Source organism: Streptomyces sp. NPDC096012 (assembly GCF_040426375.1).
Taxonomy (GTDB): Bacteria; Actinomycetota; Actinomycetes; order Streptomycetales; family Streptomycetaceae; genus Streptomyces.
The window spans coordinates 80,146-93,515 of the sequence record NZ_JBEOTD010000025.1 but is presented as its reverse complement, the minus strand read 5'-3'; the positions used below and the strand labels follow the sequence as shown (position 1 = coordinate 93,515).

The 13,370-nt window shown below is 71.9% G+C and carries 10 protein-coding genes and 1 pseudogene; 5 read left to right on the top strand and 6 right to left on the bottom strand.

What is annotated here, in order from left to right; all coding sequences use genetic code 11:
* Positions 1-7: 7 nt before the first annotated feature.
* The gene (gene soxR / locus ABVB68_RS23320; RefSeq protein WP_353603053.1) at positions 8-463 is read left to right on the top strand and encodes a redox-sensitive transcriptional activator SoxR; all 456 of its coding nucleotides are present in this window, start codon (positions 8-10) and stop codon (positions 461-463) included.
* Between the two features lie 261 nt (positions 464-724).
* Here the strand turns inward: soxR and ABVB68_RS36985 are convergent.
* Both ABVB68_RS36985 and ABVB68_RS23315 read right to left on the bottom strand, forming a co-directional pair.
* Positions 725-898, bottom strand: a pseudogene (locus ABVB68_RS36985) (3-keto-5-aminohexanoate cleavage protein); the annotation flags it as partial.
* A gap of 129 nt (positions 899-1,027) precedes the next feature.
* A complete protein-coding gene (locus ABVB68_RS23315; protein ID WP_353603052.1) occupies positions 1,028-1,630 on the bottom strand; it encodes a hypothetical protein in 603 nt (200 codons plus the stop codon).
* Positions 1,631-1,837: 207 nt separating this feature from the next.
* Between ABVB68_RS23315 and ABVB68_RS23310 the strand changes: the two genes are divergently transcribed.
* Positions 1,838-4,624, top strand: coding sequence for a penicillin acylase family protein (locus tag ABVB68_RS23310; RefSeq protein ID WP_353603051.1), 2,787 nt, complete (start codon positions 1,838-1,840; stop codon positions 4,622-4,624).
* Positions 4,625-4,897: 273 nt separating this feature from the next.
* Here ABVB68_RS23310 and ABVB68_RS23305 read toward each other — a convergent pair whose 3' ends face one another.
* Both ABVB68_RS23305 and ABVB68_RS23300 read right to left on the bottom strand, forming a co-directional pair.
* A complete protein-coding gene (locus ABVB68_RS23305; protein ID WP_353603050.1) occupies positions 4,898-6,196 on the bottom strand; it encodes a serine-threonine protein kinase in 1,299 nt (432 codons plus the stop codon).
* Between the two features lie 83 nt (positions 6,197-6,279).
* The gene (locus ABVB68_RS23300) at positions 6,280-7,503 is read right to left on the bottom strand and encodes an exo-beta-N-acetylmuramidase NamZ family protein (protein WP_353603049.1); all 1,224 of its coding nucleotides are present in this window, start codon (positions 7,501-7,503) and stop codon (positions 6,280-6,282) included.
* Positions 7,504-7,662: 159 nt separating this feature from the next.
* Between ABVB68_RS23300 and ABVB68_RS23295 the strand changes: the two genes are divergently transcribed.
* The 3 genes from ABVB68_RS23295 to ABVB68_RS23285 are packed head-to-tail and all read left to right on the top strand — an operon-like array spanning position 7,663 to position 10,732.
* Complete coding sequence (locus ABVB68_RS23295; RefSeq protein ID WP_353603048.1) at positions 7,663-8,433, top strand: SDR family oxidoreductase; 771 nt, start codon at positions 7,663-7,665, stop codon at positions 8,431-8,433.
* Positions 8,430-10,112, top strand: a complete 1,683-nt coding sequence (locus ABVB68_RS23290) for a class I adenylate-forming enzyme family protein (protein ID WP_353603047.1) — start codon at positions 8,430-8,432, stop codon at positions 10,110-10,112. The genes ABVB68_RS23295 and ABVB68_RS23290 overlap by 4 nt, the downstream gene beginning before the upstream one ends.
* 26 nt (positions 10,113-10,138) lie before the next feature.
* Positions 10,139-10,732, top strand: coding sequence for a TetR/AcrR family transcriptional regulator (locus ABVB68_RS23285; protein WP_353603046.1), 594 nt, complete (start codon positions 10,139-10,141; stop codon positions 10,730-10,732).
* 297 nt (positions 10,733-11,029) lie between these two features.
* Here the strand turns inward: ABVB68_RS23285 and ABVB68_RS23280 are convergent, their stop codons facing one another.
* Both ABVB68_RS23280 and ABVB68_RS23275 read right to left on the bottom strand, forming a co-directional pair.
* Complete coding sequence (locus tag ABVB68_RS23280) at positions 11,030-12,253, bottom strand: acyl-CoA dehydrogenase family protein (RefSeq protein WP_353603045.1); 1,224 nt, start codon at positions 12,251-12,253, stop codon at positions 11,030-11,032.
* A 6-nt stretch (positions 12,254-12,259) separates the two neighbouring features.
* On the bottom strand, positions 12,260-13,282 hold the full coding sequence (locus ABVB68_RS23275) for a phosphotransferase family protein (RefSeq protein WP_353603044.1): 1,023 nt from the start codon (positions 13,280-13,282) through the stop codon (positions 12,260-12,262).
* Positions 13,283-13,370: the final 88 nt, after the last annotated feature.

Genomic DNA, 13,370 nt, shown 5'->3' with positions numbered 1-13,370 from the left:
CTGAGGAGTGCCCCAGATTCCCGTCAAGATCCACGAGCTGACCGTCGGCCAGCTGTCCGCGCGCAGTGGTGCCGCCGTCTCCGCCCTGCACTTCTACGAGTCCAAGGGCCTGATCAGCAGCCGCCGCACGTCCGGCAACCAGCGCCGCTACAGCCGTGACACCCTGCGCCGGGTCGCCTTCGTGCGGGCGGCCCAACGGGTGGGCATCCCGCTGGCCACCATCCGCGACGCCCTGGCCGAGCTTCCGGAGGAGCGGACGCCGACCCGCGAGGACTGGGCGCGGCTGTCGGAGAAGTGGCGGTCGGAACTTGACGAGCGCATCAAGCAGCTGAACCGGCTGCGCGATCACCTCACGGACTGCATCGGCTGCGGGTGCCTGTCCCTGGAGAACTGCGTCCTGTCCAACCCGGACGACATATCCGGCGAGCGGCTCACGGGGTCGAGGCTGCTGGCCGAACACTGACCGCTTGCGCGGTACCGGCCGACACGGGTGCGCGCGGCCGCGTTTCCGTCTGCGGGTTCGCTGGGGCTGGTCGCGCAGTTCCCCGCGCCCCTGGGGTGGTGCCGGTTCGGGTTGTTGTCGGGTGCCGGGGCGTGGGGGTGGTTGCGCAGTTTCCCGGGCGCCTGGGGTGGTGCGGGTTCGGTTTGTTTCCGGGTGCCGGGGCGTGGGGGATGGTCGCGCAGTTTCCCGCGCCCCCAAGACTCTTGCTGGGTTCGGTTTGCTGTCGAGCGACTGGCCGGCGACCGCTTCGGCGTCCGGCTCGTGCCCGTTGACCGAGGCGGAGTCGGGCCGCACCGACCAGCCGCGCACCCGGTCGGGCCGGGCCGCCGGATCGGGCTCGGCCCAGGCGCCGGTGGTCACCCCGAACGGATTCCGTACCCGCGCGGAACGGGTCTCGCGACCGGATCGCGACCGGATTCCGCGGTCGGAGCACATGGCCGGATCAAGCAGAGCCCGATCCCGCGGCCGGGCCCCGTGGCCGGGGGTGCGGCATCCCCTGCGCACCCCACGTGAGAACCCCGGTTCTCAGGCCGACATCAGCAGCCGTTCGCGCCGGGCGTATTCCAGTGCGCGGTCGGTGAGCACGGGGCGCGGCACCAGGATGCCGCAGTCCGTGCAGACCGGGCCGGACGACGGCTCGTGGTCCAGGCCGTAGCGCCAGACCAGGCGTTCCGCGTCGCACACCGGGCAGGAGGAGCCCGGCGCCCGCTCCAGGGCGGCGATCAGCCGGCGCAGCACCTCGGCCAGTGGTTCGGCGGGGTGGATCCGCGGGTCGTCGCACCAGGCGACCCCGAAGCCGCCCCAGGTCAGCCGGTGCCAGTCGTCCACGCTGCCCGGCCGGCGCAGCCCGTCGTGCTTCTCCTTCTTCCGCCGCTCGGTGAACTCCGTCTCGTACCCCAGCCAGACCGAGCGGGCCTCCTCCAGCTCCTCCAGTGCGGCCACGAGCCGCGCTGGTTCGGGAGAGCGGTCCTCGGGGCCGAACCCGGCCCGGGAGCACAGATGGTCCCAGGTCGCCCGATGCCCGTAAGGGGCGAACTTCTCCAGGCACTTGCGCAGCGAGTACCGCCGCAGTGCCAGATCACAGCGCGGATCGCGTACTTGTCTCGCCAGACTCCGGAAACCGGCCATCGTCCTGCACCTCCGTCACACCTGCACCTGTACGTCGGTCACTTCGGCGTCTTGCACGGACGTCGCCGAATAGACGTATCGACAGGCGAATTGGCTCCATCTCTTCTCATCGCTCTTCTCGCGGACTTCAAAAACTGACGCATGTTCATCTTTAAAGCTGGGGATACCGGCGGTAACGTTCGCCCACCCCTGTCGCTAGGAGCTGCCATGCCACGGCGAACCCCACGTACCGCCCCTGACAGAGTGAGAACGTCCCGCCGACTCTTCGGGTTCCTGAAGACCGCGTCCGTATGCGTCCTCATCGCCGGTCTTCTCTCCCCACTGACCCAGACCGCGGCGGCGGCCGGCGCCACCGCCGCCGACGACCACTGCGGTGGCCAGTGCTCGGACATCCTGCCGCCCGGCGAGAACGGCAACGCCACACTCGCGCAGATCCTGCTCAACCAGGCCTTCGGTACCCAGCCCGGGCACGCCGAGGACCAGCTCGGCCCGTACGCCGGCCTGGCCACCGGCTACCCGGGGCTGACCGACGCGAGCCTCAACTCCTTCTTCAACGACGCCTCCTTCGGCGTCCCGTCCGACCAGGTCGCCTCCACCGAGAAGCCGGCCGGGCGCGGCGACGTCACGATCGTCCGCGACAAGAGGACGGGTGTGCCGCACATCACGGGCACCACGCGGTACGGCACCGAGTTCGGCGCGGGATACGCGGCGGCCGAGGACCGGCTGTGGCTGATGGACGTCTTCCGGCACGTGGGCCGCGGTCAGCTGACCTCCTTCGCCGGCGGCGCGCCCGCCAACCAGGGCCTGGAGCAGCAGTTCTACCGCAGCGCGCCCTACACCGAGGCCGACCTCCAGGCGCAGATCGACAGTGCCGTGGCCAGGAGCGGCGCCCGCGGTCAGCAGGCCCTCGCCGACGTCAACGCCTATCTCGCCGGCATCAACGCCTACATAGACGCCTCCGACAGCGGCCGCTACTTCCCCGGCGAGTACGTCCTGACCGGCCACAAGGACTCCATCACCAACGCGGGGACCATAGACCACTTCAAGGTCACCGACCTGGTGGCGCTGGCCTCCGTGGTCGGCTCGCTGTTCGGCTCCGGCGGTGGCGGCGAGGTCACCAACGCGCTGTCCCTGCGCGCCGCCCAGGTCAAGTACGGTGTCGAGGAGGGCACCAGGGTCTGGGAGTCCTTCCGGGAGCGCAACGACCCCGAGGCCGCCCTCACCGTCCACGACGGCGGGAGCTTCCCGTACGCGTCGAAGCCCGCCGACGCCAAGGGGGAGGCGCTGCCCGACGCCGGCTCGGCGACCCAGGAACCGCTGGTCTACGACCGCACCGGCAGCGCGGCCACCGCGGCCGCGAAGGCCGGCTCGGCCGGCGCCGCCGAGGCCGCCCTCGGCTCGGCCCGGCGCGGCATGTCCAATGCCCTGGTGGTGAGCGGCAAGCACACCGCGAGCGGTCACCCCGTCGCCGTCTTCGGGCCGCAGACCGGCTACTTCGCCCCGCAGTTGCTCATGCTGCAGGAGATCCAGGGCCCGGGCATCAGCGCCCGCGGCGCCTCCTTCGCGGGCCTGAGCATGTACGTCGAACTCGGCCGCGGCCAGGACTACTCCTGGAGCGCGACCACCTCGGGCCAGGACATCATCGACAGCTACGCCGTCGAGCTGTGCCAGGACGACTACCACTACCTCTACCACGGCACCTGCACCGCCATGGACAAGGTCGAGCAGAAGAACGCCTGGAAGCCGACGGTGGCCGACGGCACGGCGGCGGGGTCGTACACCATGCGGGTGTGGCGCACGAAGTACGGGCCGGTGGAGTACCGCGCGACCGTCGGCGGCAAGAAGGTCGCCTACACCAGTCTGCGCTCCTCCTACCTGCACGAGGCCGACTCGATCATCGGCTTCCAGATGCTGAACGACCCGGACTTCGTCAAGGGGCCGGCCGGCTTCCAGAGCGCGGCGCAGCACATCAACTTCACCTTCAACTGGTTCTACGCCGACTCCCAGCACACCGCGTACTACAACAGCGGTGACAACCCGGTCCGGGCGAGCGGGGTCGACGCCGAGTTCCCGGTGTGGGCGCAGCCGGCGTACGAGTGGCGCAACTGGGATCCGGCGGCCAACACGGCCGACTACACCCCGGCCTCCGCCCACCCGAACTCCGTCGACCAGGACTACTACATCTCCTGGAACAACAAGCAGGCCAAGGACTACACGACCGCGTCCTGGGGCGACGGCTCCGTGCACCGAGGTGATCTGCTCGACGACCGGGTGAAGAAGCTGGTCGCGGCCGGCGGGGTGACCCGTACGAAGCTGACGCAGGCCATGGCGGACGCCGCGCTCGCCGACCTGCGTGCCGAGGACGTGCTGCCGAACCTGCTCAAGGTGATCGACTCCTCCGCGGTGAGCGATCCCGCGGCCGCCGCGGCGGTGAGCAGGCTGCGGGCCTGGATCGCCGCGGGCGCCAAGCGCACGGAGACCGCCGCCGGTTCGAAGACCTACGCGAACGCCGAGGCGATCCGCATCCTGGACGCCTGGTGGCCGCTGCTGGTCAAGGCGGAGTTCGAACCGGGTCTGGGCAGCGATCTGTACACGGCCTTCACCGCCGCCCTGCCGGTCGACGAGGCCCCCTCGGCCGGACACGGGCCGACCGGCTCGCACGCCGGAAGCTCCTTCCAGTACGGCTGGTGGAGCTATGTCGACAAGGACATCCGGGCGGTGCTCGGGGAGAGCGTGCAGGGCGGTCTGACGCAGAAGTACTGCGGCGGCGGCAGCCTCGGCGCCTGCCGGGACACCCTGATCAGCACCCTGAAGCAGGCGGCAGGGCTGACCGCCGCCCAGGTCTACCCGGGTGACGACCAGTGCTCCGCGGGCGACCAGTGGTGTGCCGACTCGATCGCCCAGCGCCCCCTGGGCGGCATCAAGCACGGCAGGATCAGCTGGCAGAACCGGCCGACCTACCAGCAGGTGGTGGAGTTCACCTCGCACCGCTGAGGTGAGGCGGGCGGCGGGCCGGCCGGTGCGGCCCGCCGCCGGTACCAGCCGTGCGGCTCCGGTTGCGCGGTGATCGGCGGGTCGGCCGTGCGGTCCGCCGTCGGTATCAGCTGTGCGGGTTCGGTTGCGCGGTGATCGGCGGGTGAGCCGTGCGGCCTGTCGCCGGTACCAGCCCGCTCCGGCTCCGGTTGCGCGGTGATCGGCGGGTGAGCCGGTGCGGCCCGCCGCCGGTACCGGCCGCTCCGGCTCCGGGTTGCACGGGTGACCGGTGGGTCAGCCGATGCGGCCCGCCGCCAGTACCAGCCGCGCCAGTTCGGGGTGCACGATGTCGCTGTGTGCCCCGGCCGGCGGGTCCCCGCGGCGGACGACGGCGCTCGCATCCACGTTCACGCACCCCGACGCCGGCAGCGGTCCGCCCAGGGCCGCCGCGAGGTCCAGCCGGGCGGTGCCCGGCACCGCCTGAACCCCGTCGTGGCCCATGGCACCCCACTCGGGGCCGAGGACGGCCGCGATCCGGTCGCCCGCGCACGACCGGTCGTCCCCGGACAGCCGCGACGCCAGCGGGTAGAGAGTGCCGAGCGACGAGTCGAAGCGCGAGTGGCAGCACACCAGCGGGCCGTCGATCCGCCGCTGCCGGTCCTCGAGCGCACCCGCCCGGCCCGGGGCGTGCGGCAGCCGGGCCGCGAACGCGTAGTGCGAGAAGGCGCCCTGCAGCAGCGTCACCGACTTCACCGCGCGCACCCCCTCGGGCAGCCCGCTCAGCGCGAATGCCACCAGCCGCCCGCCGAAGCTGTGCCCGACCAGATGCACCCGCACCCCCGGCGCCGCACCGGCCAGCCGGCCGAGCAGCGGCCCCAGTCCGTGCTCACCGACCGTGCCGGCCCGCCGCTTCATCGTGTAGTACGCCGCCTGCCGGAGCAGCTCCTTGGCGCCGTTCCACGGGTCGGGGATGCCGAAGCCGGCCACGGGCCCGGGCGAGCGGAGCGCCGCCAGCGCCTCGGCGAACTCCTCGCACGCGGTCACCGGGTCCTGCGTGAACACGGCCGGTTCGCCCTCCTCGTCCGTGTCCGCCGGACCGGGGCGCCCCTCCTCCGCCAGCAGCCGCGCCAGCCGCCCGAACTCCGCCAGTGCCTCGGCGCCGTCCGGCCGTTCGTCCAGCAGCCGGGCCAGCCGGTCGAGGACGGCCGCCCGGCCCGGGAACGTCTCCAGAAGCGCGCGCCGGGTGTCCTTTTCCAGCGCCGGGCCGGGTGCCGCCCCCGCCTCGACGGCCGCCACGGACCTGGGGAAGTCGGGGATCGGCTCGTCGCTGAACCGCATCGACGGCCAGATCACGCCCACGTACCCGAGCCGGGCCCGCGGGGCGAGCCGCGGGACCGGCGCGAGGAAGCGGCGGTACAGCGCGGTCGCGCCGGAGCGGTCGTTGTTCCAGCCGTGCGCGAAGACGATCAGGTCACTGACGCCGCGCTCCGCGACCTGCGCCGTCAGCCGGTCGCGTTCGGGACGGTCCACGTCCCCGTCGGCGTCGAAGGTCAGCTCCCAGTAGGGAGTCACGCTCATCCCAGGATCCGCCATGCCAGGCTCCCTCGTCCCCCCGGAAACGATGCGATACGGGCGTATCGTCCTGCCGGGGAGCGAGGTTGGCGATACACCGTGCCTCACCGGTAGAGCAAATACTCCTTCCGGACCCGCCGGAACGCGGCCAGTTCCTCCTGCCAGGCGCCGGTCACCTCGTCGGTGCCGGCGCCCGCGTCGATCATCGTGCGCACCCGGGAGGAGCCGGTGAGCTTGTCGATCCAGTTGTCCGGCCGCCAGGCGAAGCCGTCCCACACCCGCCTGGCGGTCACCAGCAGCGCGATCCCGGTCCGCACGGGGTCGTAGGCGGCCCGGTCGTGGACGTGGATCTGCACCCCGCCGACGGTCCTGCCCGCGAACTTGGAGAACGTCGGCGCGAAGTACGCCTCCCTGAACCGCACTCCGGGCAGCGCGAGTTCGTTGGCGGCGGCGGCCCAGCGTCCGTCGACGCCCTCCGCGCCCAGGAGTTCGAAGGGCCTGGTGGTGCCCCGGCCCTCCGAGAGGTTGGTGCCCTCGAACATGCAGGTGCCGGAGTACACCAACGCCGTGTCCGCGGTCGGCATATTGGGGCTCGGCGGCACCCATGGCAGTCCGCTGGCGTCGAAGAACCGAGTGCGCCTCCAGCCCGTCATCAGCACCGTCTCCAGCGGTACGGGCGCGTCGAGGAACTCCCCGTTGAACAGCCGGGCCAGCTCCGCGACCGTCATCCCGTGCGCCTGGGCGATCGGCTGCCGGCCGACGAAGGTGGCGAACTCCCTGTGCAGCACCGGCCCCTCGGCCGCGCGTCCGGTCACCGGATTGGGACGGTCCAGGACGACGAAGCGCTTGCCGGCGAGCCCGGCCGCCTCCATGCAGTCGTACAGCGTCCAGATGTAGGTGTAGAAGCGGGCACCCACGTCCTGGATGTCGAAGACGATCGTGTCGACACCGGAGGTGGTGAAGACGTCGGCGAGCGGGCGGCCGCTCTTGAGATACGTGTCGTAGACCGGCAGGCCGGTCGCCGGGTCGTCGTAGCGGCCCTCGGAACCGCCGGCCTGCGCGGTGCCGCGGAAACCGTGCTCGGGGCCGAAGACGGCGGTCAGCTTCACCCGCGGATCCCGGTGCATGACGTCCACGATGTGGGCGGCGGCCGGGGTGATGCCGGTGGGGTTGGTGACGACGCCGACCTTCTGGCCGGCCAGCAGGGAGTAGCCGTCGGCCGCGAGCCTGTCGAAACCGGTGCGCGGCCGCTCCTCGCGATGCCCGGCGGTGACCGGTACGGCGGACAGGGTCGCCGATGCGAGCAGGTTCCGTCTCGACAGGTGCATGGGTGTCCTCCGTACGTGTGGGCGGTGCCGGCCGTCTGCGGTCGCTCGCGCGGTTGCCCGCATCCCTAGAGGTTGGTGCGCCTGCTCTTCCTTCACACATACCGACCGGTTAGTCTGGCGTCGCTGAGCCGAGTCACATCGCGTCGAAGGAGACCGAGCGTGGAAGCCGTGCAGGATGCGTCAGTGGTCGTCACCGGGGCGGGCGGCGGGATCGGGGCCGCGCTGGCCCGCAGGTTCGCCGCCGAGGGCGCCCGGGTGGTCGTCAACGACCTGGACGCCGTGAAGGCCAAGGCCGTGGCGGAGGAGATCGGCGGGATCGCCGTGCCCGGCGACGCCTCCGCGATCGTCGCCGACGCCCGCGACGCGCTCGGCGGCACCGTCGACGTCTACTGCGCCAACGCCGGCGTCGCCTTCGACGACGGCGGCACCGCCGGGCCGCTGGACGAGCAGAGCTGGGCGCTGTCCTGGGACGTCAACGTGATGGCCCACGTCCGCGCGGCCCACGCACTGCTGCCCGCCTGGCTGGAGCGGGGCAGCGGCCGGTTCGTGTCCACCGTGTCGGCCGCCGGGCTGCTGACCATGATCGGCGCGCCGTCCTACAGCGTCACCAAGCACGGTGCCCTCGCCTTCGCCGAATGGCTGTCCCTCACCTACCGCCACCGGGGCCTGAAGGTGCACGCCATCTGCCCGCAGGGGGTGCGCACCGACATGCTGGCCGCCACCGGAAGCGCGGGCGACCTGGTGCTCAGGCCGACCGCGATCGAACCGGACGGCGTCGCGGACGCCCTGTTCCGCGGCATCGAGGAGGACCGCTTCCTGATCCTGCCGCACCCGGAGGTGGCCGGCTTCTACCAGGCGCGGGCCGAGACCCCCGACCGCTGGCTGGCCGGCATGAACCACCTCCAGCAGAAGTGGGAGGAGGCCCGGTGACCGCCCCCACCCGGTACGCGGACCGGCCCTGGCTCGCCCTGCTCGGCGAAGCCCAGCGCGCCCCCGTCGAGCCCGCCGACTCCCTCGTGCACGCCCTGCGCGACGCGGTCGCCGAGGCACCCGAGCGGACCTTCCTCGCCTACTTCGACGCCCGGCTGACCTACCGCGAGGCCGACGAGCTGAGCGACTCCGTCGCCGCCCACCTCGCCGGGCGCGGGCTGGCGCGCGGCGACCGGGTCGCCGTACTCCTGCAGAACTCCCCGCACTTCGTGCTGGCCGTGCTCGGCGCCTGGAAGGCCGGGGCGACCGTCGTCCCGGTCAACCCCATGTACAAGTCCGCCGAGGTGGCGCACGTCCTGCGGGACGGCGAGGTGACGGCGCTGGTCTGCTCCGACCGCGCCTGGGAGGAGTACCTCAGGGACACGGCCGCCGACTCCCCGGTGCGGATCGTGCTGACCGCCTGCGAGCTGGACTTCCAGACCCGCGACGACCGGCGCGTCCTGTCCTTCGAACGGCTGCCGAAGGCCCCCGACGCCGACGACCTCGTGACGGTGGCGCGGCAGGGCGGCACGGCACCCGGGGGCCGCGCCCCCCGCCCGGACGACATCGCGCTGATCAGCTACACCTCGGGCACCAGCGGCGCGCCCAAGGGCGCCGTCAACACGCACGCCAACATCATGTACAACGCCGAGCGGCAGCGGACCGGGCTCGAGCTTCCCGAGGCGCCCGTCTACTACGCGCTCGCGCCCCTGTTCCACATCACCGGCATGGTCTGCGAGTTCGGCGCCTGCCTGAACAGTGCGGGCACCCTGGTGCTGACCTACCGCTTCGAGGCCGGCGCCGTCCTGGACGCCTTCGCCGAGCACCGGCCCCACTACACGGTGGGCCCCTCCACCGCCTTCATGGCCCTGGCCGCCCACCCGGACGTCACCCCGGAGCACTTCGCGTCCTTCCGGTGCATCTCCTCCGGCGGCGCCCCGCTGCCGCCGGCGCTGGTGGAGAAGTTCCGGGCCGGCTTCGGGCCCTACATCCGCAACGGCTACGGCCTCACCGAGTGCACCGCGCCCTGCGCCTCCGTGCCGCTCGGCCTTGAGGCGCCGGTCGACCCCGCCTCGGGCACCCTCGCCGTCGGCTTGCCCGGCCCGGACACGGTGGTACGGATCCTGGACGAGACGGGCGCGGAGGTGCCGTTCGGCGAACAGGGCGAGATCGTCGTACGCGGGCCGCAGGTGGTCCCCGGCTACTGGCGGCGCCCGGAGGCCACCGCCCAGACCTTCCCGGACGGCGAGCTGCGCACCGGCGACATCGGCTTCATGGACGAACAGGGCTGGCTGTACGTCGTCGACCGCAAGAAGGACATGATCAACGCGTCCGGGTTCAAGGTGTGGCCGCGCGAGGTCGAGGACGTCCTGTACACCCACCCCGCGGTGCGCGAGGCGGCCGTCGTCGGCGTGCCCGACGGCTACCGTGGGGAGACCGTCAAGGCGTATATCAGCCTGCGTCCCGGTGCCGACACGGACCCGGATGAACTGTCCGTGTACTGCAAGGAGAGACTGGCCGCCTACAAGTACCCGCGCCAGGTGGAGATCCTGCCCGACCTGCCGAAGACGGCGAGTGGCAAGATCCTCCGCCGGGAACTGCGTTCCCGCGCGCACGACGACAGCGACGCCGGTCAGTAGGCGACGAGGAAAGGCAGGTGGCGGAAGTGCCCAGGACTACGGACGGAGACGGCACGCCCGTTCCGCAGCGGCTGCTGGCCGCCGCCACCCGGCTCTTCGCCGAGCAGGGCTACGACCGTACCTCCGTGCAGGAGATCGTGGAGGCGGCCGGCGTCACCAAGGGGGCGCTGTACCACTACTTCGGCTCCAAGGACGACCTCCTGCACGAGGTCTACGCCCGCATGCTGCGCCTCCAGCAGGAGCGGCTCGACGCGTTCGCGGACGCCGACGAGCCGGTCGAGCAGCGACTCAGAGCCGCTGCGGCGGACGTCGTGGTCACGACGATCGAGCACCTCGACGACGCGTCGATCTTCTTCCGGTCCATGCACCAGCTGAGCCCGGAGAAGAACAAGCAGGTCCGCGCCGAGCGCCGCCGCTACCACGAACGCTTCCGCGCGCTCATCGAGGAGGGCCAGAAGACGGGCGTGTTCTCCACGGCGACCCCCGCCGACCTGGTCGTGGACTACCACTTCGGTTCGGTCCACCACCTGTCGACCTGGTACCGCCCGGACGGCCCCCTCGAGCCCCAGCAGCTCGCCGACCATCTCGCCGACCTGCTGCTGCGCGCGCTGCGGCCCTGACGAGCGGCGAACGGCCGCGGAAGCCGCGTACACGGCACACATCGCGCACGAACGAGCCACGAGCGGCGCACGAACGAGCCACGAACGGCGCACCAACGAGCCACGAGTGGCGCACGAACGAGCCACGAGCGGTGTGCGAGATGGCGGGAACGGTGTGCGAGACTCCCGGAACGGCGTGTGAGACGCCACGACCGGTGTGCGTCACGGCGGGGACGGCGCGCGAGACGCCCGGAACGGCGTGCGAAGACGGTACGGACGGGGGGCGGTCGCCCAGGCGACCGCCCCCCGTCCGTGTCCTCACAGGTACCGCTTCAGCTCCCTGCGCGCCAGCGACCGCTGGTGCACCTCGTCCGGGCCGTCGGCGAGCATCAGCGTGCGGGCAGCGGCGTACAGTTCGGCCAGCGGGAAGTCCTGGCTCACCCCGCCCGCCCCGTGCAGCTGGATCGCGCGGTCCAGGATGCCCACCACCGCACGCGGAGTGGCGATCTTGATGGCCTGGATCTCCGTGTGGGCGCCCTTGTTGCCGACGGTGTCCATCAGCCAGGCCGTCTTCAGCACCAGCAGCCGCAACTGTTCGACGGTGACCCGGGCGTCCGCGATCCACTCCTGGACCACGCCCTGCTGTGCCAGTGTCTTGCCGAACGCGGTGCGGGACACGGCGCGCCGGCACATCAGCTCGATCGCCCGCTCGGCCATGCCGATCAGCCGCATGCAGTGGTGGATCCGGCCGGGGCCGAGCCGCGCCTGGGCGATGGCGAAGCCGCCGCCCTCCTCGCCGACGAGGTTCGACACCGGCACGCGCGCGTGGTCGAACACCACCTCGGCGTGGCCGCCGTGGGAGTGGTCCTCGTAGCCGAAGACCCGCATCGCGCGCGTGACGGTGACGCCCGGGGTGTCGCGCGGGACCAGGACCATGGACTGCTGGCGGCGGATGTCCGCCCCCTGAGGGTCCGTCTTGCCCATGACGATGAAGATCTTGCAGTCCGGGTTCATCGCCCCGGAGATGTACCACTTGCGGCCGGTGATGACGTACTCGTCCGAGCCGTCGGAGGCCCGCTCGATGCGGGTGGTGATGTTGGTGGCGTCCGAGGAGGCCACCTCCGGCTCGGTCATCGCGAACGCGGAGCGGATCTCGCCCGCCAGCAGCGGCTCCAGCCACCGCTTCTTCTGCTCATCGGTGCCGAACTGCGCCAGCACCTCCATGTTCCCGGTGTCGGGCGCGGCACAGTTCGTCGCGGTCGGCGCGAGGTGCGGGGACCGGCCGGTGATCTCGGCGAGCGGGGCGTACTGGAGGTTCGTCAGCCCCGCCCCGTACTCGGTGTCGGGGAGGAAGAGGTTCCACAGGCCCTGCCTGCGCGCCTCGGCCTTCAGCTCCTCGACCACGGCCGGGGTGTCCCACGGCGAGGCGAGCGCGGCCCGCTGCTCCTCGGCGACCGCCTCGGCCGGGTGGACGTGCTCGTCCATGAAGGCGAGGAGCCTGGCGCGCAGTTCCTCGGTGCGCGCGTCGAACGCGAAGTCCATGTCCGGTCAGCCTTCCTGAAGGGTCGTCAGTCCGTGGTCGATGAACACGGGCACGAGTTCGCCGATCCGGTCGAAGCCGCGCCCGACCGTCTGCCCGAGGGTGTACCGGTAGTGGATGCCCTCCAGGATCACGGCGAGCTTGAACCAGGCGAACGCCGTGTACCAGGAGACGTCCCCGACGTCCCGCCCCGAGCCCGCGGCGTAGCGCTCGATCAGCTCGCGCGGGGAGGGGTGCCCCGGGGCCTCGGCGGTGGTGGAGACGGGGGACTCGGGCATCCCCAGCGGCCGGCTGTACATCACCAGCAGGCCGAGGTCGGTCAACGGGTCCCCGAGCGTCGACATCTCCCAGTCGAGGACCGCCTTGATCCGGTCGTCGTCCCCGATGAGAACGTTGTCCAGGCGGTAGTCGCCGTGGACGACGGTGGCCGCGGGCGAGACGGGCAGGGCGCGTCCGAGCGCCGCGTGCAGTTCGTCGATGCCGCGCAGGTCGCGATTGCGGGAGGCGTCCAGCTGCTTGCCCCAGCGGCGCAGCTGCCGGTCCAGGAAGCCCTCCGGGCGGCCGAAGTCGGCCAGGCCCACCTCGCCGGGGTCCACCGCGTGCAGCTCCACGAGGGTGTCGACCAGCGACAGCACCGCGTTCCGGGTGCGCTCCGCGCCCAGCGGGGCGAGCTGCTGGGCGGTGCGGTACGGGGTGCCGTCGACGAACTCCATGAGGTAGAAGGGCGCTCCGAGCACCTCGGCGTCCTCGCACAGCAGCAGCGTCCGGGGGACCGGCACCCGGGTCGGGTGCAGGGCGCTGATCACCCGGTGCTCGCGCTTCATGTCGTGCGCGGTGGCCAGGACATGGCCGAGCGGAGGCCGCCGTACGACCCACTTGGAGGTGCCGTCGGTGAGCGAGTACGTGAGGTTCGACCGTCCGCCCTCGATCAGCCGGCCGGTCAGCGGGCCGTTCACCAGACCGGGGTGCTCACGGTCGAGCAGGGTGCGCAGCCGGTCCAGGTCGAGTCCGGGCGGGTGGTCGGCGCTCATACATCACTCCTACGAACGGGTGAACCAAGACCCACTCATGATGCCGACCGGTCGGTATGTCGTCCAGTGCGTGGGCCGAACCCGCCCC

Excerpts from the sequence above, each read along its gene's own strand:
- ABVB68_RS23315 (WP_353603052.1), bottom strand. The coding sequence starts at position 1,630 with ATGGCCGGTTTCCGGAGTCTGGCGAGACAAGTACGCGATCCGCGCTGT.
- ABVB68_RS23310 (WP_353603051.1), top strand. The coding sequence starts at position 1,838 with ATGCCACGGCGAACCCCACGTACCGCCCCTGACAGAGTGAGAACGTCC.
- ABVB68_RS23305 (WP_353603050.1), bottom strand. The coding sequence starts at position 6,196 with ATGGCGGATCCTGGGATGAGCGTGACTCCCTACTGGGAGCTGACCTTC.
- ABVB68_RS23300 (WP_353603049.1), bottom strand. The coding sequence starts at position 7,503 with ATGCACCTGTCGAGACGGAACCTGCTCGCATCGGCGACCCTGTCCGCC.
- ABVB68_RS23280 (WP_353603045.1), bottom strand. The coding sequence starts at position 12,253 with ATGGACTTCGCGTTCGACGCGCGCACCGAGGAACTGCGCGCCAGGCTC.
- ABVB68_RS23275 (WP_353603044.1), bottom strand. The coding sequence starts at position 13,282 with ATGAGCGCCGACCACCCGCCCGGACTCGACCTGGACCGGCTGCGCACC.